This is a genomic window from Peribacillus sp. NPDC097197, assembly GCF_050278025.1.
GTDB lineage: Bacteria > Bacillota > Bacilli > Bacillales > DSM-1321 > Peribacillus.
Genome location: NZ_JBNNST010000002.1, coordinates 330938 through 350433 on the forward strand (window position 1 = coordinate 330938; position 19496 = coordinate 350433).

Genomic DNA, 19496 nt, shown 5'->3' on the forward strand with positions numbered 1-19496 from the left:
ATCCCTACTCGATAATATTTTCCAAGCCATAAACAAGTACATCGAGTTTCATGACTGTTTCCACAGCAAGCTTTACTCCTGTCATGAATGATGCACGGTTAAATGAATCATGGCGTACCGTCAAGAGTTCCCCATCGCTCCCGAATAGTACCTGTTGATGGGCAACAAGTCCTGGAAGGCGTACACTGTGGATATGCATGCCATCGATCTTGGCTCCTCGAGCCCCTTGAATCGTCTCTTTCTCGTTTGGATGCCCTTGTTCTTTTGTTTCGCGGACTGCCGCTATCATATCTGCCGTTTTTGAGGCAGTTCCGGAAGGTGCATCCAATTTTTGATCATGATGCATTTCAATAATTTCAACATCCGGAAAGTATTTGGCTGCCATTTGTGAAAACTTCATCATCAAGATTGCGCCAATCGCAAAATTGGGTGCGATGATACAACCAATGCCTTTTTCCTTAGTCAAAGAATCCAGTTTCTCTAAATCCGATTTAGAAAAACCTGTCGTACCTACAACAGGGCGAATACCATGGTTCAAGGCTGTTTCTGTATGGTACATCCCAACTTCCGGTGTTGTTAAATCAATCAATACATCTGCTTCCACCTTGGAAAAGCATTCATTAATATCTGAATACACTGGTGCCTCAATGCCATTGAACCCCTCGATAGTAGATAAGTTCTCTCCATTAAACTTACGATCTATAACAGCGGCTAATTGAAATCCATCTGTGCGATGTACCAATTTCACCGCTTCATTTCCCATTCTGCCACGCGGCCCCGCAACAATCACTCTCACTTCACTCATCCTTCATTCCCCCTACGTTCTCATCTTTTTTTGTCCATCTGTCTTTATCCCGGGTTGTAAATTTATGCATGACCATATCATGCGATTTTTGTAGATCAATGCCAAGGGAATTAGCAAAACAGATCATCACGAACAACATATCCCCCAATTCCTCTTCAACTGTATTTTCTTTTTCAGTCAATTTTTTAGGTTTTTCGCCATAGTAATGATTGACTTCTCTTGCAAGTTCCCCTAGCTCCTCTGACATGCGTGCAAGCATGGCCAATGGGCTAAAATATCCTTCTTTAAATTGTCCTATGTATTGATCGACCTCAGCTTGCATTTGTTGAATCGTTTTCTGTTCCATTTTGTCACCCATTCTTGATATTCGATTACAAATATTTATTTCTACTCCATGTTAGCTAAAAGTGCAAGAGATGACAACCGATACGCCCACCGTAATTAATTGCTCACAAATGGTTAATTGGTTATAATAAGTAAATTACTTGAATACATACGTTTTGGGGGTCTCTAGACATGCTAAACGGTTTAAAAGTGAAAAACATCCTGTTCATCCTAATTGGAGCTGGAATTTTTGCATTCGGCCTTGTCCATTTCAATATGCAAAATAACTTGGCAGAAGGCGGGTTCACTGGTCTTACCTTGATTATATATCAACTCATTGGTTTAAATCCGTCATATTCCAATTTGATATTAAATATTCCCCTTTTCTTCGTTGGTTGGAAATACTTGGGCCGAACTTCTTTTTTTTATACAATCGTTGGCACTGTCGGTTTATCGGCTTGGCTTTGGATTTTTGAAAGGTATCAGTTTGAAATAAATCTTGGCCAAGATTTAATGCTGGTTGCCTTGTTTGCAGGGGTCTTTGTCGGTGTTGGCCTGGGCATCATATTCCGGTATGGCGGAACGACGGGCGGAGTTGATATTATTGCCCAATTTGCTCATCGTTATTTAGGGATGGGGATGGGGCGTACCATGTTTATATTCGATGCGGTCGTCATTGGTCTTTCCATTTTAACTTATTTGGATTATCGAGAAGCGATGTATACCCTCGTAGCCGTATTCATAGGGGCGCGCGTCATCGACTTTATGCAAGAAGGTGCCTACGCTGCAAGAGGAGCCATGATTATCAGTGAGAAAAATGAAGAAATTGCTGAAAGGATCATGCATGACATGGATCGGGGGGTAACCGTCTTGAAAGGCTATGGTTCATTCACAAAAAATAATCGTGAAATTCTATATTGTGTCGTTGCCAAAAATGAACTTGTCCGATTAAAAAGTGCTATAACGTCAGTCGACCCCCATGCTTTTGTGTCTGTCAGTGAAGTACATGACGTTCTAGGAGAAGGTTTTACGTTAGATGAAAACAAAAATCCAATAATACGATAACGCTTTCGGATGATCCTTGAAATATCCCTGTAGTTCGTAAGATTGAAAAAGGCATGATTTCAAAATGAAATCATGCCTTTTCTTAATCTTCTTCCCTCATACCTGTGTACATAAGCAGAAGGCGAACTAATTCGAGTACAGCTACAAGAGCAGCAGCTACATAGGTCATCGCGGCAGCACTTAAAACTTTTTTCGTTTCTCTCTCTTCATCATTTCGGATGACTCCAACGGAAACAAGTTGATCCATTGCCCGTGAGGAAGCATTAAACTCAACTGGCAGAGTGACTACCTGAAATAATACAGCTGCAGCCATGAATACGATACCCGCTAATAATAAAGCTGGTATGTTCGCAAACATACCGACTAAAATTAAAATCCAGGAAATATTCGAACCAAAGTTTGCGACTGGGACTAACGCATGACGAATCCGCAAGAATGCATAAGCTTCCTTATCTTGTATCGCATGTCCAACTTCATGGGCTGCAACAGCTACACCAGCAACTGAATGTCCATGATAGTTATCTGTGGATAAGCGTACTGTCTTATCTCTTGGATCGTAATGATCGGATAGCATGCCTGGTGTTTCTTCGACTCTTACATTGTAGAGACCATTTTGGTCGAGAATGGCCCTAGCAGTCTCTGCACCATTCATACCTGATGAAGCAGGCACTTGAGAGTACTTTTTATACGTACTCTTCACTTTCATTTGTGCGTAAATCGGGATTAAGATGATAATCGCCAAATAAATGAAATACATGGTTTCCTCCTAAGAACTATAATTACTTTTATTCTATGGATACGGGACGGTCATGTCAAATATAGTGTTCTTCAGGGTAGCGCCTTTCAATCATTACGTTCCTTGGTTGGCTTTTCACGATCTCCCTTATATTTTCTCCAACCTACATAGGATAGCGTCATAATTATTATACTGCCCGTTGAAATGATCACCCACCATAAGGAGGGGTCTGAATCGTCTTCTCCCATTTCCTCAAAGACAGCCGTCAATTCATCCTGCAGGTCTTCCATTTCTTTTTGATTTCCACCTTTCCTAATCACTTCAGGACGATATTGATCCATATACTGAATTCGGGTATCCAACTGTTGAATTGTTTCCCTGGAAAGGTCCACTTTTAAACTGGGATAAATCATTTCATATTGCGAGAGGAATAAGTTCAATTGATCATTAAAAGTGATGGCATCTTGAATGGTTGCCGCGTCTTTTGTTTGTCTAAAAGAATTCATCATTTGATCTTCCATTTCAGTCCAGAGGGGTTGATGCGTAGACTTAACTGCATCCATTACAAGTCTAAACTTAGTGACGGAATTAATCTTTTCGGAATCTCCCTTACTACTATCCTTTATCGTCATCAATGCTTCATTATGAGCAACGGTAATGATTCGAAGTTCGTCCATATCAAGAATTTGCTCTATTGCAGTCTTTTTTATAAACTGATCAGAAAAAAATGTCAGCATCTTTTCTGAATCATCATATCGCTTCAGCTTGGCCATTTCGAGAGCTTTATCCGAAATGTTGTCCAACTTCTCCAAATTTGAAGAGGATTGTGCATAAACAGGGAAATTCAAGACGGAAAATAAAAGGGCAGTGGTTAAGATGAATTTTTTCAACATGATACTCGTCCCTCCTCATATCTCTACTAAAACGATATGAGCAAAAAAACATGAGTAGACCATGTTCATGATAAAAAAATAACCTTGCCCATTTAATTATGAACAAGGTCATTTTTACTTTATGAAAGAAAGCGTAAATCTCCCTTTTCTGTATCCGAAATACCAAGCAACGAAAATGGACAATATACTGAGCCAAAACGTGAAATAACCGATCATATCCATATACTCAAATAAATCACGATAGCTGGGCATCATCTTAAAAACGTAATCGATTATATCATTATGTATGGTCCAGATTCCGGCCACAATTAAATGCCAAGGTTTTATTCTGTAAAATGGTGCGTATAATATCCCCTGAATTGCCATCCCTAAATGGGATGCCATTAACATATAGCCTTCTATTGGCAATGTGCCGGTCGTCAATAAAGTGAGTACGTTCATCACAACGGCCCAAATACCATATTTGAATAAAGTCATGATTGCCAAGGCTTCCATGAAACCAAAGTTTTTCTTGAGTAGAAATCCTACTAATACAAGTGAAAAAAACAAAGAAGCCGTTGGGCTATCAGGTACAAATGGTAAAAAGATAGCAGGTGTTTCAGCTAATTGATAACCATACCAATAATATCCATATGCCGTTCCGAATACATTCACTATTAACAAAAAAACAAGTACTTGCCGATGCGCAAACCAACTATAAATCACATTCATCCACTTTTCCCTCGCATTCTCTATATATTCATATTACAGATTCTATCCTCCAAATCCAAGTTTTTCTTTTAAATTGCCATTCAATAAAAATGACTGACAACGGAGTTGTCAGCCATTTTATTCAACAGTAGCGAAATAATGCTACCTGAATTCATTTATTTTGCTGATAAACCAGAAACGAATTCAGCTAATGTCTTCAATTCTTCATCAGAACCTTTGAACATACCAGCTGGCATCGCCCCTTGACCTTTGACAGCAATTTTAGAAACTTCTTCTGGAGTTAAACCGGTGTCAATCAAGCTAGGTGCTCCTGCCCCACCTGTCAATTCTGCTCCATGACAGCTTATACATCCGCTTGAATCCATAAGCTTATAACCATCGCTATCTTTATCGATGTCAGCACCTTCTACGATGGCCCCCTGCTTTTTAGAAGCTTCCCAATCGTGATGGGCCGCCGATTCCCATGTTAAATAAAACACTCCAGCAATAGCTAATAACATAAACCCTACAGCAAATGGGCGTTTAGCTGGACTACGCTCAGGACCGCGATCTAAAAACGGTGCCAGAAGCAATGCTCCAAAAGCTAAACCTGGTATAACCATGGCTCCAATTGCATTGTACGGACCTGAAGCATAGGTATACTTAAGTAATTGGTAAAGGAATAGAAAATACCAGTCAGGCAGCGGAATGTACGCTGTATCTGTCGGATCGGCTATCCTTTCCAATGGGGACGGATGTGCAACTGTCAAGCATAAATAGCCAACTAAAAATACTGCTCCGACCATCCATTCCTTTAAAAGGAAATTCGGCCAAAATGCTTCAGTTTTCCCAGGATATTCAGAATAATCTTTCGGAATATTCGGTTTACGGTTCGCAGAAATACGCGAGTCGCCTACGAATTTCATACCTTTCCCACGATGCATTGAATGATCCCCTCCTTTATGAAAAGGTTTTTATGATTCTTGTTCCATATTCTTTTATAGTGGACCTGAAATACCTTGCTTACGAATCATTAAGAAATGAGCCGCCAATAATGCAAATAATGCCGCAGGAAGGAAGAATACATGAATCGCGAAGAATCGAGTCAATGTCTGTGCACCAACGATTGTTGGGTCTCCTGCTATCAATGTCTTAAGTGCCGGTCCCATTAAAGGTACCGATTCGACAATGGTCAGTGTAACTTTTGTTGCAAATAGCGCTTTCATATCCCATGGTAATAAGTATCCTGTTAAACCCAATGCCAGCATAATAAAGAAGATTAATACGCCAACCATCCAGTTCAATTCGCGCGGTTTTTTGTAAGCTCCCTGGAAGAAGACACGAAGAGTATGTAAGAACATCATAACGATAACTAGACTTGCTCCCCAGTGATGCATGCCACGGACAATTTGACCGAAGGCCACTTCGTTTTGTAAATAATAAACCGATTCCCAAGCATTCTTGATATCGGGTACATAATACATCGTCAAGAACATACCTGACAAAATTTGAATGACCGTGATAAAGAAAGTTAACCCACCAAAACAATATACGAATGCAGAAAAATGATGCGCAGGGTTAACATGTTCCGGAACCTCATGGTCAGCAATATCCCGCCATAACGGCGTAATGTCTAAACGCTCGTCCACCCAGTCATATAACTTTGTTAGCAATGTTTACGCCTCCCCGTGCGGTTTTAGTTGACCTAAATAAAGAATTCCGTCTTTTTCTTTCGTGTCAAAGACATCCAAAGGTGAAATCGGTGGTGTCCCTTTCACGTTCATGCCATCTTTCGTGTACCTGCCATAATGACAAGGACAGAAGAACTGGTTTGGATTAGATTTATCCGTATTCCACGCTACCGTACAACCTAAATGCTTACAAATTGGAGATAGTGCAACTAACTTCCCATCATCCGTTTTATAAACCCAAGCTGTGTTTGTTTCTTCAGACTCATACCACCCGTCGACCTGCTTAAAGCTAAAATCAACTCGGACTGGTTCTGTAGTCAGTTCGCTTACCTTCTGCTTAGTTGCAATGTAATCCCCGCCTTTATCAGCTGATAGTACTGGATCAATTGCAAACCTAACCATAGGCATCAACATACCGGCCGCCATAAATCCACCAACGCCAGTAAGTGTGTAATTAAGGAATTGACGTCGTGAAACATTATGTTTGCTCATGCGTTTTCCCCCCCTCTATTACTATATTGAGAGCCCATTGGACCACTAAATAGCAACACTATAAAACTAGGACATTTCCATGATATATCAATAATTTCCCAAGGTCAATATTTGTAAAACCCAAAAGGTGGCAACTATGTGTCAAAAAATGAAAAAAACCCTTATTTTATTAGCTTTTCCAGTAATGAGTAAATATGTCTAGAATTTGATTGACTTGTTGGCTAATCATAGCCCTAGCTTGGGCATTTTCTAAATTTTCAAGCGGGATGGAAGGAATCCAAACCAAATGATGCTCCAATTCCAATTCATTCTTTTTCCACTCGATATCCGATGTAAGGAAAAATACATGCTTAAAGTTGTTTGCTTCCAGTTTTTCAGACCAACGCTTTAGAATGGAAAGCTTGTCCTCCTCATCACTTAGGTAGTGAAATGTTGGCATTAAAAGCATTCTGCCCTTCATTTGCTTTTCGATTTCCATACTCAAAATAGTAATGAATTCGTTATTCGAACCGGACTGTTTCATTTGTTCTCCAAAAGAGAGGGGAACCAATGGTATTAGTGCCGTATCCACAAACTCTTTTGCATGGATATACATATCCAATTCTTTTGCTGACCACTTCATATTCTTTACTCCACTCCCACTTTATCGAATCAACTCCTTTTCATTGTACCATTTATCGTAATATCTTTACCATATACCCCTAGTATTCATAAAAATGTAGTTTTTAACCATATTTTTTAAAAAAATAAAAATAAAAAACCTTTCCTGCTTCAGGAAAGGTCTTTGCAATTTATCCCAGTACTTTTAGTTGATTGAGTTGTTCCGTTAAATTCTTAAAAGCTTGTTCATCATGTTTATCCAACGCTTCATCGATTGCCTTGAGTATTCGGTCTCTCTCGAAATGAAGCATACTCTTCTCTAAAAACTGCTCAGCAAGTAGCTGATCTTTTTCATTAGCGGCTGTTGATTTTGGCATGAACGGGTTATTTTCCAATACTGCGGCGTATTGATAAGACGAATAAGCTGATTTAAAATTTAGCTGGATATAGATATCCTCATCCCGATTCAATCGAATATCATGAAAAGATTTCTCTGCATCGGTTGTCATGATATTGGATTTATAAAATCTGAAAGGCACTTCCTCCACACAATGGGTAGACATGATAAGACCACGGGGACAATATTGTGCATTCTCTACAAAATGGACCTTTTTCATTAATTGGTCGTGACTCATTAGATAATTTAAAATCCAAACACATTCTCTTCTTTTAAGTTGATAATGATTTAAAAACCACCGAATAAAATCCTTTTTCTCATTTACAGAAACAGGGGTAGCCACCATGAATTCCCTCCTCTGTCTTACTATTTTTTTTATAGCCCTGAACTTTCACCTAAACGTTCCAAAATCATCGCATATTCATCATTTGCCGGATTTATTACGAGCAGCTTGTTAAATACTTCTCTAGCAGTAGCGCTGTCTCCTTCTTCAATTAAAAAGAAACCGTAATCCTCCAGAAAATCCGGATTGTCTCTGAAAGAATTATATGCTTTACCATAGCTGGTTAATGACTCTTTATATTGCTCTGTTTTTTGATAACAGACAGCAGCTATCCATTCAAACTGTGGATCATCCTCGCCATATCTCCTTACCTCACCAATGCATTCTAAAATATCTTCATACCTTTCATTATGCATATAGAGCTTCAGTAGGGTAAGGGCAGCTTCTAAGTAGCCGGGATCGATTGCCAAAGCCTCTTTGAATAGGTTTTCCGCTTCATCCTCCAAACCGCTTTTCAAGGCGATTTTACCACCGAAGAAATATAGTTCCTTATTGAACTCATCTGCCTTGATGCCTTCCTTAACCGTATTCAAAGCCTTATCAAGATCCTCTAGATGTTCATAGCTTTTTGCTAAGTATAAGTAGAGGGAATGGTACTCATGGTCTATTTCCTTCAGTTCGATAAACTTGCGCACGGCAGTTTCATATAGACCAGCTTGGAAGGCAGTAAAGGCGTATTCAAATAGCGTATTGATTTCGACGCTACCATCTAAGGCCTTCTCGAAGTAAGGAAGGGCCTCCTCAAATTTCCCCGAACTACTCAACGCTTCCGCAAGACGCTGATTGACGTTCACCCCTGCAATTTCATGTTCCCGTTCTAATACCTTTATGTAATTTGCAATGGCATCCTGGTCTCTTCCTTGATGATAAAATAGTTCAGCTAGTGCAAAATCAATGATGATCTCATCCGGCAATAATTCCTTAGCCTGCAACAATTTCCTTTCACTGACCTCGCTCATCCCCTGTAATTGATAAAGGTCTGCTTCTAGTAATAGGGCACTTGGATAGACCTCATCTTCCGGGCTGACTTTTTCAAGCATCAGCATGGCTTCATCTTCTTGATCCATATCGATAAGGATTTCTGCTAAAGAAACAATCAACTCGCCCTCGTCTGGATACAGTGCCAGTAGATGCTCAAAAAGATCCTTAGCTTCCTCGACAAACCCAAGTTGGAACATTTCCTCAGCCAACAATAAGATGTCCTCTGCCGACTCTGATGATTTAATTCGATTTATATGTTTAAGAGCTTCTGTTAATTCCCCTTTTTTTAAATACTGAATAACTTGTTCTACTATATTCATAGCTGCTTCCTTCCTTTTGCATAAACTTAGTCTCTAGACAAACAACATCACGCAAAACGTCAACTTTCCTATCATAAAAAGGATGAAACGGATCGTGAAGATGTTTAGTAAAAACAGTAATATTTAGTTTACCATACTGCAGCCCGGTAATTCCATTGATGTAGTTCCCCCCATTCTTCATAAAAAAAGGTTACTATCTAATTCTCCATGGAAAGGAGAATCTCCTTTTTGATTAATCGGACCTTTATCATCAGTCCCCACCGTTATATTTCATAAAACGTTATTTTGACAACGCTTACAAAGGGATAGGAGCAAAAAACAAAAAAATAAAAAAAGTTTGCAGCACCAAAATATCTGCAAACTTTTTTCAATTCACTTAATCAAGTATGTTAAATGGTCAAAAAATTCCGGATACGAAACATCAATGGCTCCTGGGTCTTCCAGTTGAACATCCCCATTAGTAATTAATGCCGCTATTGCAAGCATCATTCCAATGCGGTGATCTCCATGGCTCGTGACCGTCCCTCCCTGAAGGGATTTACGCCCACTAATAATCAATCCATCTGCAGTCGGCGTTATATCCGCTCCCAGGATTTTAAGCTCATTGGCCACCGTGTCTATCCGGTTCGTCTCTTTTACCTTTAACTCACTAGCATCCTTGATTGTGGTAATACCTTCCGCTTGAGTGGCTAGGAGAGCAATGACCGGAATCTCGTCAATTAAACGAGGAATCAAATCACCACTGATCGTCGTCCCTTTTAATTGGGAACTCCGTACAGTAACGTCTCCTGCGGGTTCACCTTCTCCAGAATGTAAATCGACCGTTATATCCGCTCCCATTGCCTTCATCACTTCTATAATGCCTGTTCTTGTGGGATTAAGGCCTACGTTTTTCAAAACAACTTCACTATTTTTTGTAATCGCTGCAGCTACCATAAAGAATGCAGCCGAAGAAATATCGCCAGGCACATGTATAGTAGTTCCTTTGAACAACTGATTGCCACTTACTTTAATCGTTTGACCGTCTTTTTCAATTTTTCCACCAAATTGTTGGATCATCCGTTCAGTATGGTCTCGTGTCGCTTCCGGCTCCACGATGATCGTTTCTCCTTCAGCTTGTAGCCCCGCAAGGATAATAGCAGATTTGACCTGGGCACTAGCTACAGGCAATTGATAGCGAACCCCTTGTAATTGCCCTCCCCTTATGGAAAGGGGCGTGTATTCGCCGTCTTTACGTCCGTCTATGAGCGCTCCCATCTCACGGAGGGGATTCACCACTCTTGTCATCGGCCGTTTAGCAATGGAGGAATCACCAGCGAGGACTGCAGAAAAGTCTTGTCCAGCCAAGATACCTAGCATCAATCGAATCGTAGTTCCAGAATTTCCGACATCCAGGACTTCACGAGGCTCAGTCAACCCATTGAATCCTTTCCCCTCTATACGGACTAGCTGACCCTCTTGTTCTATGCTCACGCCAAGCTGCTTGAAACAGGAGATTGTACTTAAGCAATCCGCACCAGGTAAAAAATTAGTAACCTCCGTAACCCCTTCAGCTAGCGCTCCAAACATAATAGATCGATGGGAGATAGACTTATCCCCCGGTACAGCGATCGTTCCACGCAAAGATTGAATGTTCGTTGGCAACCTTTTTGTCTTCATACAACCATCCTTCACCATGTATTATTTTATGCCAGAATCGTTTCATAATCAGTATGCCTCGCCACACAATCAGCAGCTTTAATACGGTCTTCCTCTGTCTGGAAGCTGATTACTAGTACGCCATATATTTCTTCCCTTGTTTCGATGATTCGTATATTCGTTATACTGATTCCTTCCTGTGCCAAATAACCAGTAATCTCTGAAATGACCCCTGAGTAATCTGGTATATCAACATATAAATCATAAAACGCCGGAATGGCACCTTTCATATTGCTCGGTAAGTCATCCCTATATACCTTGGCATCAGTAAAGAAACGAAAAATTTCTTCGCTATCTTCATTGGCTACAAGTTCTTTGATATATTCCATTTCCCTTAACCAATCATTCATCAACACTAATAGCACTTCACGGTTATGTAATAAAATATCACGCCACATTTCGGGATTACTGGAAGCTATTCTAGTAATATCACGAAAGCCTCCTGCAGCAAGCCTTGAAATCAGCTCATTCTCCTGACTGTATGCTTCCGCCTGTTTGACAAGGCCTGAGGCGATGATATGTGGAAAATGACTGATCACTCCTGTAATTCTGTCGTGGGTATCAGGTGAGACTACCAAAAAATTAGCTCTTGTGCCACTTAACCATTGTTTTAACTGCTCTATTCTTTCTTCCTCGACATGTTCCTCTGGAGTAAGTAAATAGAACGCGTGCTCAAATAAGTGCAATTTGGCTGCCCCCGCTCCACTCTTGTGGGAACCAGCCATTGGATGGCCCCCTATGAAGGTGTAACCTCTATTGATCAAGCTGCTGGCCGCATTCACAACGGTTGTTTTCGTACTTGCAGCATCCGATATGATGACATCCCTTTTTAAGTCCAGATGAGCTAATTCCGCTAAAGTCCGGACCGTTTCATTGACAGGGACCGCCATTAAGATTAAATCGGCATCACAGGCGCCAGCTTCAAGAGAAGATACGGAATCATCAATGATTCCTAATAAGGTGGCTAGTTGTAAATTCTTTTCGTTTAAATCATAACCAACAATTACAGCGTCAGGATGAGCATGGCGGATAGCCATGGCCAACGATCCACCAATTAGTCCGAGGCCAATTACGAAAACCTTTCCTTTCACTCTTCTCTCCCCCGCTCCTTTAGTCCTCTAACCTAGATGAAATTAATGTATTGAATTAGAAGGCAAACTTACTTCAGTCAAGAATGATTTAATAGCACGAATCATTCCTTCATTTTCCTCCGTCGACCCAATCGTCACACGGACGCTATTTGGGAAACCGAATGACTTACCTGATCTTGCGATATATCCCCGCTCCAATAAAAACTGAAATACTGCATCAGCGTCATGATTGAAATGAATGAAAATAAAATTACCCTGAGATGGATAATATGAGAGATTTTCCGATTCACAAAACTCATAATACTGTTGTAGACCTTTTTGGTTTTCCGTCCTACATTTTTCTATGAAGGCCTGGTCCTCTAATGCCACGACGGCAATCTTTTGTCCGAATGTATTCACATTGAATGGTTCACGCGATGGATCAAGCTTCTGGATAATGTCTTCATCAGCCAATCCGTATCCAACTCTAAAGCTGGCAAGACCGTATATTTTTGAAAATGTTCGAAGTATAATCAGATTCTTATATTTATTGATCCATTGATTGGTTCTCGGATAATCCTCAGCCACTGCATATTCACTATAGGCTTCATCTAAAACAACAAGTACATCTTCCGGAACCTTTTCAAGGAATGCAATTAAATCAGGTTCGGGAATGTATTTTCCTGTCGGATTATTAGGTGTACAGATCCAAATAACAGATGTGTTTTCATCAATAGCATTAAGCATACCTTCTAGGTCATGAGCTCCGTCAATGTGCGGCACTTCTCTAATTTCCGCCCCTTCAAGGGTGGCATTATGTCGATACTGTGAAAAAGTCCCCGTAGCCATAACAGTGTTTTTTCCCGCTCCAAGCAAACTCCTTGATATTATTTGAATATTCTCATCTGATCCATTCCCAAAAATAAGTTGTGTCTCTTTAACACCTGTATGTATAGCAACGGCCTCTCTAAGCGAGGTTGCATATCCGTCAGGGTAAATAGCGAAAGAATGGCTTGCATTTTTTATGCTATCTTTAACTTTTTCGGAACACCCAAACGGATTTTCATTTGAAGCAAGTTTCACTATTTTTTCAAGACCATACATTTTCTTCACTTCATCGGTTGATTTTCCCGGTTGATAAGATTTCAAGGAAAGGACCGCTTCATTCCATTTCATATCATTCACCCCTATTTTCACTACTTTAAAGCATCAAAGTGTACAAATATTATACCATATCTTTTTTCTTGAATTCTAATTTTTTAGTTAAATCCGGCCTCAAAACAGTGGCACCCGCTTGATATACATGCTCAATATCTCTCTGCGATTTCGTCGTCTCTACATGAAGCATCACTCTTATACAGGAAGGCAAAGAATTTATCACAGGAATTTCTTGCATACAAGTGACCGGTACATATGTCCACCCTTCAAATTTCCTGAGGGCTTTGGCAGGGAAGACGGAGCGTATATCATCCGTTGCAGAAAAAAATACGGAGGCAACCATTTCAGGTTCAATATCGTTTTTTCGAATAATTTCTTCCAACAGTAGTTCAACAGCAGAAATCACTTCTGATTCTGTGTCATTTTCTACGGTTGTTGCGCCCCTTATTCCTCTAATCACACACGATTCCCCCATTCTTCAATCACATTAAATCAGTCATTTCTTCTAACAGTAGCGAATCTTCCATATCCATTAACACAGGAGAACCCAATTGTTTTAGCAAGACAAATGTAGCACCGCCATGGACGGACTTTTTATCAGTTTTCATCAAATGGAGCAATACTTCTTTTTCAAGCTGCTGAGGTATAGTTGTTTGATAACCTAAAGAGGAAACCCATTGTATGAACTCGTTAAGGTTAAAATCCAGATCCTGTTTCTTCTGACTTAATTTCAGGGCGTAGACCATTCCTATTAAAATGGATTCACCATGAGTAAAGTTACCATATCCCATAGAGCCTTCAATAGCATGACCAAGTGTATGACCAAAATTTAAATAGGCACGGATACCCGTTTCTTTTTCGTCCTTTTCTACGATGGATGCTTTTATGCTTATCCCTTTTGTAATCATGATTAGAAATTGCTCATCCGTTACATTGGTGAGATCCACAATATTCAACCTTAACCATCGGTAAAAGTCTTCATCAGCAATCAAGGAATGCTTAATTACTTCGGCAAAACCCGAACGTAACTCTTGTAATGGAAGCGTATGTAAAAATTCAAGGTCATAAAAGACCGCTTCAGGCTGGTGAAAGGCACCAACCATATTTTTTCCTAGTGGATGGTTGATGGCAACCTTGCCACCAACAGCACTATCATGCGCAAGTAAAGTCGTCGGGATCTGGATAAACGGGATTCCCCTCATAAAAGTGGCCGCAACAAATCCAGCTAGGTCGCCGACTGCACCACCGCCAAGAGCAATAATCATTGACTTCCGATTAAGTCGTTGGGATAAGGCGTAGCTTTGGCACTCGTAAAATACGTCAAATGTCTTAGCATGCTCCCCTTCCGGAACAACATGGTGCAACACCGGTTTTCCCGTCTTAATTAAAGCGCTTTTGACTGTCTGTAAATGCAATTCTGCTACTTTTTCATCCGTAATGATTAAAATCTTGCTTACATGACTATATTCATTGGAAATGAAATCGGATAATTCATGAATCGCATTCTTGCCTATTACAACCGGGTATTGCTTGGAAGCCGTTTTAATTTGTATGGATTCCATCGTTAAAACTCCTTTACTTCTTCCCGATAAGAATTTATGTATTCTTCCAATCGATCAAAGCGGTCTGAAGGAAATTGTTCCACGATTGCCGTCGCAAGTTCCCAGGCCACTACTGCCTCGGCAACCACGGCTGCAGCTGGCACAGCACAGCTATCAGAGCGCTCCACACTTGCTTCAAATACTTCCTTAGTATCGATATCAACGCTTTTCAACGGTTTATATAATGTCGGAATTGGCTTCATGACACCACGTACAACAATCGGCATACCAGTCGTCATCCCGCCTTCAAAACCACCCAGGCGATTCGTTTTCCGATAGTAGCCCTTATCCTTGTCCCAAGCTATCTCATCATGAACATCACTACCGAATCGATGAGCCGCTTCGAATCCTATACCTATCTCGACACCTTTAAAAGCGTTAATGCTCATAATTGCCGCTGCAAGCTTAGCATCGAGTTTACGGTCATAATGAACATAGCTTCCAACGCCCACTGGCATTCCTTCAACAATGACTTCCACAACGCCGCCGATTGAATCTCCCTTTTGTTTAGCATCATCAATGGCATCCTTCATTTGTTGCTCGACATTCTTATCAAAACATCTGACTGAAGATTCTTCCGTCACATGCTGTAACTGCTGAATCGACTCATATTGAGGAGGATCAGCCTTTATACCACCGATTTCAAGTACATGTGATGCCACTTCAATTCCTAACAAAGCCAGTAATTTTTTAGCTACTGCACCTGCTGCCACACGCACGGTCGTTTCGCGGGCCGATGAGCGCTCCAAAACGTTCCGTAAATCACGATGACCGTATTTAATGCCACCATTCAAGTCTGCATGACCTGGACGTGGACGCGTAATTTTGCGTTTGATCTCTTCAGCTTCTTCCTCTGATAGACCTTCACTTCCCATGATCTTGGTCCAATGCTTCCAATCGTCATTCTCGACTACCAATGCGATCGGTGATCCCAACGTGTAACCATGTCTGATTCCAGAAGATATGAAGGCTTGATCCTTTTCAATCTGCATTCTTCTTCCTCGGCCATGCCCTTTTTGCCGGCGACCCAAATCTTTGTTAATATCCTCATTTGTAATTGGCATACCCGCTGGTAAACCTTCAATAATAGTAGTTAGCTGCGGACCATGTGATTCTCCCGCTGTTAAATATCTCATTTTCCTGCCCCCTTTTAGCACTTTAAAGGATTTATGTATCAATATAACACAATTTTATGAAAAGTGGGAATACAGTTAAAGCAAAATCAATATTTCTTTATATTTCAACACTTTTCTTTTATTATTTTACATGTTCTCAAACAATTTCGATATAGTTTAATCTTTCCCAAGCTAACATTTCACCCCCATCTTCTCTCTCAGCTTACCAAAAATGGCCCTTTAGTCCAATAACGTGCATAGAAAAGAGAACTGAATGTTCCATTCAGCCCTCTATACTGTAAATCTATTTACTTTTTCTTATAAAAGAATGTGTCTATGGTTTCAAATTCATATTTTCCCGGATTAAAAATCTGTTCTGTACTCCCCACAAAAAAGACACCACCACTTTTCAAAGATGCACTGAATTTATCATATAAAAGACATTTTGCGTCTTCAGTAAAATAAATCAAGACATTTCGACAGACGACTAAGTCAAAACCCTGTTCAAATCGATCTGCAAGTAGATTATGTTTCTTAAAGGTGACTGTTCGCTTAATTTCATCTTCAACACGATAAAAATCATCTTCTTTTTTAAAGTGCTTGTTCTTTATATCATCTGGCACTTCATTCAAAGAACGCTCAGGATACACCCCTATTTTCGCCCGGGCAATTACGTTTTCATCTAAATCCGTTGCCAATATTTCAATTTGGCTTAATGGAACAAGATTCGATAAAATCATCGCAATTGTATATGGCTCTTCACCGGTTGAACAGGCAGCACTCCATATTTTTAATTTTTTTTTGCTGGCTAAGAGGGAAGGCAGGACTCTTTTCTCTAAAACTTCCCATCTCTTCGCATTCCGATAAAATTCCGAAACATTAATCGTCATTCTGTCTAAAAACTCATTTAATACTTTAGAATTGGACTGAATGTCTTTAAAATATTCCCGGAATGATCGATACCCTCTTTTCTCATACAGAGAGGTGAGACGACGTTTCATTTGCCCTTCCTTGTACAATGACAAATCAATGCCTGTCAACACTTTAATATTGCGAATAAACTCTTCATATTCTTGAGGCATTGCTGTGACTCCCCCGAACTTATTGATTTATGTCGTTCTTCTCTTTATATCGGAGTGGGCTTGGGATTCTTTAAATAATAATGCCGCTTTACGCCTTTAATTTCAATAACTGCAAAGATACAAAAAAAGCGGGTCTGTCGAATCATTCGACAAAACCCGCTTTTATATTCTTACCTACCTAATTAGTAAACCCATTCGTTAGCGATTTTAGAATACTCAACTAGTTCTTCTTCTTTGAAGAATAAACCAATTTCACGTGCAGCGCTTTCAGCTGAGTCTGATCCGTGAATGATGTTTTTGCCTACAGTAACTGCGAAGTCGCCACGAATTGTAGCTGCTGCAGCATCTTTAGGATTAGTAGCACCCATCATTTGACGAGCAGTTGCAATTACGTTTTCACCTTCCCAAACCATTGCGAAAACAGGGCCTGAAGTGATGAAGTCCACTAATTCACCGAAGAAAGGACGTTCTTTGTGCTCTCCGTAATGTTGCTCAGCTAATTCCTGAGAGATAACCATTAATTTTGCTCCAGCTAATAGGAAGCCTTTCTTTTCGAAACGAGAAACGATTTCACCGATTAAATTACGTTGAACGCCGTCAGGCTTTACCATTAAAAATGTTTTTTCCATAATTGTCACTCCTAATATGTATCATAGTTATTTGCCTTTATAAGGCAATCCTTTTAGAATACTACCATGGTTTGTCCAGTTGCGCAACTGCAAGCTTTAAAACTTCCTTTTTCCGATGTTTTTTGCTATGTCAGATAATGTCTTCCTCGCCTTTATGGCGGGAAGTCCTTTCAATTCCGAGAAAGCCTTTTCTAAATAAAGGTCACTTATCTTAGCCGCTTGTTCAATGGCACCTGAAGACTTGATAGCTGTAATGATTTTCGATAAATCTTCTTTGGACATATCTTCCCTAACCGTTTCGATTAGCTTTTTAAGCATTGGGTCTTCCATTGCAATCAAAACGGGTAAGGTGATGTTTCCCTGTATCAAATCACTGCCTGCCGGCTTACCCAATTCTTCTTCAGATGCAGTGAAGTCCAGGATATCATCTGTTATTTGATAAGACATGCCAACATAATAACCAAATCTAAATAACTTTTGATGGATTTTTTCATCAACACCGGCAGCAATCGCCCCGAGCTGGCAGCTTGAAGCTATGAGTAACGCTGTTTTTCTCTTTATCCTTCGAAGATAAATTCGCCAGTTTTGATTGAAATTGTATTTATCCTTAATTTGCTCTATTTCCCCGAGGCACAATTCGACCATGGTATCCGCGAGAATCTTATGTGCAAGCGGGGTCTCAATCACTGCCATCATTTCCAGTGCTCTTGCAAAAATGAAGTCGCCGGTATACATGGCAACACGATTGTCCCATTTCGATTTAATAGTGGCAGACCCTCTGCGTAAATCCGCATCATCTACAACATCATCATGTACGAGTGAAGCCGTGTGTATCAGTTCCAATGTCGCTGCAACATGCTTGACTACATGGATATCATAATCGCCAAACTTCGCCCCTAAAAGGACGAATACCGGGCGAATACGTTTTCCACCTGATTGCAGTAAATGTAGTGAAGCTTCCCGCAAAACCGTGGAATCCGCTATAATTGCCGCTTCTAATTCTTTTTCAATTAATTGCAAATCTGTATTCAAGAAGGAATACATCATTCTATATTTCATAAATTCCACCCAGCTTTGTCCATTGCTTTTATGCTTTATTTAAAGGCTTATATCCGAAATGTGTTGCAGCAACGCCACCAAAATGCGCTTTATAACTCACTTTTTCCATGCCTGCCTGCTTAAACATACTTTCAAGTTTTTTCATACCCGGGAAATCGCGTGCAGATTCCTGAAGCCAAGAATATTCATTATAGCTTTTAGCGAACAACTTGCCGAAAACCGGCATGATAAAACGAAAATAAAAATAATAGCCCTGTTTAAAACCTAGCATCGTTGGCTGCGAAGTATCGAGACAAACGACCATTCCCCCAGGCTTTACCACTCGGTTTAATTCTTTAAGGACTTGCATGTAATCTGGCACATTCCGAAGGCCAAAGCCAATCGTTACGTAATCAAAGCTATTATCATCAAAAGGGAGTTCCATTGCATTACCATGCATAAGAGAAACATGATCCAATTTAAGATCTTTGACTTTTTGTTCGCCAATTTTCAGCATGTTCTTACTGAAATCCAACCCTATTACTTTTCCTTCCGGTCCGACTTCATTAGCGAGCGCAATGGTCCAATCCGCCGTTCCACAGCATACATCGAGTGCATGGGCGCCCTTTGGGACTTTCATGATATCCATGGTCGCCTTTCGCCATTTTAGATGCTGCTTAAAGCTGATGAGGGAATTCATCTTGTCATAATTTCCGTATATCTTTTCAAAAACATGATGAACTTTTTGCTCTTTAGACTGTTCCATGG

22 protein-coding genes are annotated in these 19496 nt (G+C 40.3%); 1 reads left to right on the forward strand and 21 read right to left on the reverse strand.

Features of this window, described 5'->3' with window-relative positions:
- Positions 1-4: 4 nt before the first annotated feature.
- Together dapB and ACQKL6_RS04000 are read right to left on the reverse strand one after the other, a co-directional pair.
- Entirely contained in the window at positions 5-805 is an 801-nt protein-coding gene (gene dapB, locus ACQKL6_RS03995; RefSeq protein WP_402869139.1) for a 4-hydroxy-tetrahydrodipicolinate reductase, read from the reverse strand.
- The gene (locus ACQKL6_RS04000) at positions 798-1151 is read right to left on the reverse strand and encodes a nucleotide pyrophosphohydrolase (protein WP_402956708.1); all 354 of its coding nucleotides are present in this window, start codon (positions 1149-1151) and stop codon (positions 798-800) included. The genes dapB and ACQKL6_RS04000 overlap by 8 nt, the downstream gene beginning before the upstream one ends.
- Positions 1152-1321: 170 nt before the next feature.
- On the opposite strand from ACQKL6_RS04000, the gene ACQKL6_RS04005 reads away from it, so the two are divergent.
- A complete protein-coding gene (locus tag ACQKL6_RS04005; RefSeq protein ID WP_402869141.1) occupies positions 1322-2194 on the forward strand; it encodes a YitT family protein in 873 nt (290 codons plus the stop codon).
- Between the two features lie 82 nt (positions 2195-2276).
- Here the strand turns inward: ACQKL6_RS04005 and ACQKL6_RS04010 are convergent, their stop codons facing one another.
- The 19 genes from ACQKL6_RS04010 to ACQKL6_RS04100 all read right to left on the reverse strand — a co-directional run bounded on the left by ACQKL6_RS04010 (position 2277) and on the right by ACQKL6_RS04100 (position 19494).
- Positions 2277-2951: a zinc metallopeptidase gene (locus tag ACQKL6_RS04010; RefSeq protein WP_402956706.1), complete on the reverse strand. Its 675-nt coding sequence runs from the start codon at positions 2949-2951 to the stop codon at positions 2277-2279.
- A gap of 86 nt (positions 2952-3037) precedes the next feature.
- Entirely contained in the window at positions 3038-3823 is a 786-nt protein-coding gene (gene ypjB / locus ACQKL6_RS04015) for a sporulation protein YpjB (protein ID WP_427650626.1), read from the reverse strand.
- Positions 3824-3937: 114 nt separating this feature from the next.
- Entirely contained in the window at positions 3938-4534 is a 597-nt protein-coding gene (locus ACQKL6_RS04020; protein WP_427591746.1) for a DUF1405 domain-containing protein, read from the reverse strand.
- A gap of 155 nt (positions 4535-4689) precedes the next feature.
- The gene (locus tag ACQKL6_RS04025) at positions 4690-5457 is read right to left on the reverse strand and encodes a menaquinol-cytochrome c reductase cytochrome b/c subunit (protein ID WP_402869148.1); all 768 of its coding nucleotides are present in this window, start codon (positions 5455-5457) and stop codon (positions 4690-4692) included.
- Between the two features lie 54 nt (positions 5458-5511).
- A complete protein-coding gene (gene qcrB / locus ACQKL6_RS04030) occupies positions 5512-6186 on the reverse strand; it encodes a menaquinol-cytochrome c reductase cytochrome b subunit (RefSeq protein WP_034307974.1) in 675 nt (224 codons plus the stop codon).
- Between the two features lie 3 nt (positions 6187-6189).
- The gene (locus ACQKL6_RS04035) at positions 6190-6696 is read right to left on the reverse strand and encodes a ubiquinol-cytochrome c reductase iron-sulfur subunit (RefSeq protein ID WP_402869149.1); all 507 of its coding nucleotides are present in this window, start codon (positions 6694-6696) and stop codon (positions 6190-6192) included.
- 169 nt (positions 6697-6865) lie between these two features.
- Entirely contained in the window at positions 6866-7318 is a 453-nt protein-coding gene (locus ACQKL6_RS04040) for a YpiF family protein (protein WP_402986068.1), read from the reverse strand.
- Positions 7319-7487: 169 nt separating this feature from the next.
- Positions 7488-8039 carry a ReoY family proteolytic degradation factor gene (locus tag ACQKL6_RS04045; RefSeq protein WP_402986070.1) on the reverse strand — a complete coding sequence of 184 codons (552 nt, stop codon included), beginning with the start codon at positions 8037-8039 and terminating at the stop codon, positions 7488-7490.
- 29 nt (positions 8040-8068) lie between these two features.
- Complete coding sequence (locus ACQKL6_RS04050; protein WP_402956702.1) at positions 8069-9337, reverse strand: tetratricopeptide repeat protein; 1269 nt, start codon at positions 9335-9337, stop codon at positions 8069-8071.
- Positions 9338-9709: 372 nt separating this feature from the next.
- A complete protein-coding gene (gene aroA / locus ACQKL6_RS04055; RefSeq protein ID WP_402869157.1) occupies positions 9710-10996 on the reverse strand; it encodes a 3-phosphoshikimate 1-carboxyvinyltransferase in 1287 nt (428 codons plus the stop codon).
- A 26-nt stretch (positions 10997-11022) separates the two neighbouring features.
- Entirely contained in the window at positions 11023-12126 is a 1104-nt protein-coding gene (locus ACQKL6_RS04060; RefSeq protein ID WP_402869158.1) for a prephenate dehydrogenase, read from the reverse strand.
- 42 nt (positions 12127-12168) lie between these two features.
- On the reverse strand, positions 12169-13281 hold the full coding sequence (gene hisC, locus ACQKL6_RS04065; RefSeq protein ID WP_402869160.1) for a histidinol-phosphate transaminase: 1113 nt from the start codon (positions 13279-13281) through the stop codon (positions 12169-12171).
- A 49-nt stretch (positions 13282-13330) separates the two neighbouring features.
- Positions 13331-13723, reverse strand: a complete 393-nt coding sequence (gene aroH / locus ACQKL6_RS04070) for a chorismate mutase (protein ID WP_402869162.1) — start codon at positions 13721-13723, stop codon at positions 13331-13333.
- A 22-nt stretch (positions 13724-13745) separates the two neighbouring features.
- Positions 13746-14825 carry a 3-dehydroquinate synthase gene (gene aroB, locus ACQKL6_RS04075; protein ID WP_402956694.1) on the reverse strand — a complete coding sequence of 360 codons (1080 nt, stop codon included), beginning with the start codon at positions 14823-14825 and terminating at the stop codon, positions 13746-13748.
- Between the two features lie 2 nt (positions 14826-14827).
- Positions 14828-16000 (reverse strand): chorismate synthase, encoded by a 1173-nt coding sequence (aroC, locus tag ACQKL6_RS04080; protein WP_402869166.1) that lies wholly within the window; start codon positions 15998-16000, stop codon positions 14828-14830.
- 287 nt (positions 16001-16287) lie between these two features.
- A complete protein-coding gene (locus tag ACQKL6_RS04085) occupies positions 16288-17061 on the reverse strand; it encodes a CheR family methyltransferase (RefSeq protein ID WP_427591740.1) in 774 nt (257 codons plus the stop codon).
- 182 nt (positions 17062-17243) lie between these two features.
- Positions 17244-17690: a nucleoside-diphosphate kinase gene (gene ndk / locus ACQKL6_RS04090; RefSeq protein WP_402869169.1), complete on the reverse strand. Its 447-nt coding sequence runs from the start codon at positions 17688-17690 to the stop codon at positions 17244-17246.
- Between the two features lie 96 nt (positions 17691-17786).
- Positions 17787-18749 (reverse strand): heptaprenyl diphosphate synthase component II, encoded by a 963-nt coding sequence (gene hepT, locus ACQKL6_RS04095; RefSeq protein WP_402956690.1) that lies wholly within the window; start codon positions 18747-18749, stop codon positions 17787-17789.
- Between the two features lie 28 nt (positions 18750-18777).
- Positions 18778-19494 (reverse strand): demethylmenaquinone methyltransferase, encoded by a 717-nt coding sequence (locus tag ACQKL6_RS04100; RefSeq protein ID WP_402869172.1) that lies wholly within the window; start codon positions 19492-19494, stop codon positions 18778-18780.
- Between the last annotated feature and the right edge of the window lie 2 nt (positions 19495-19496).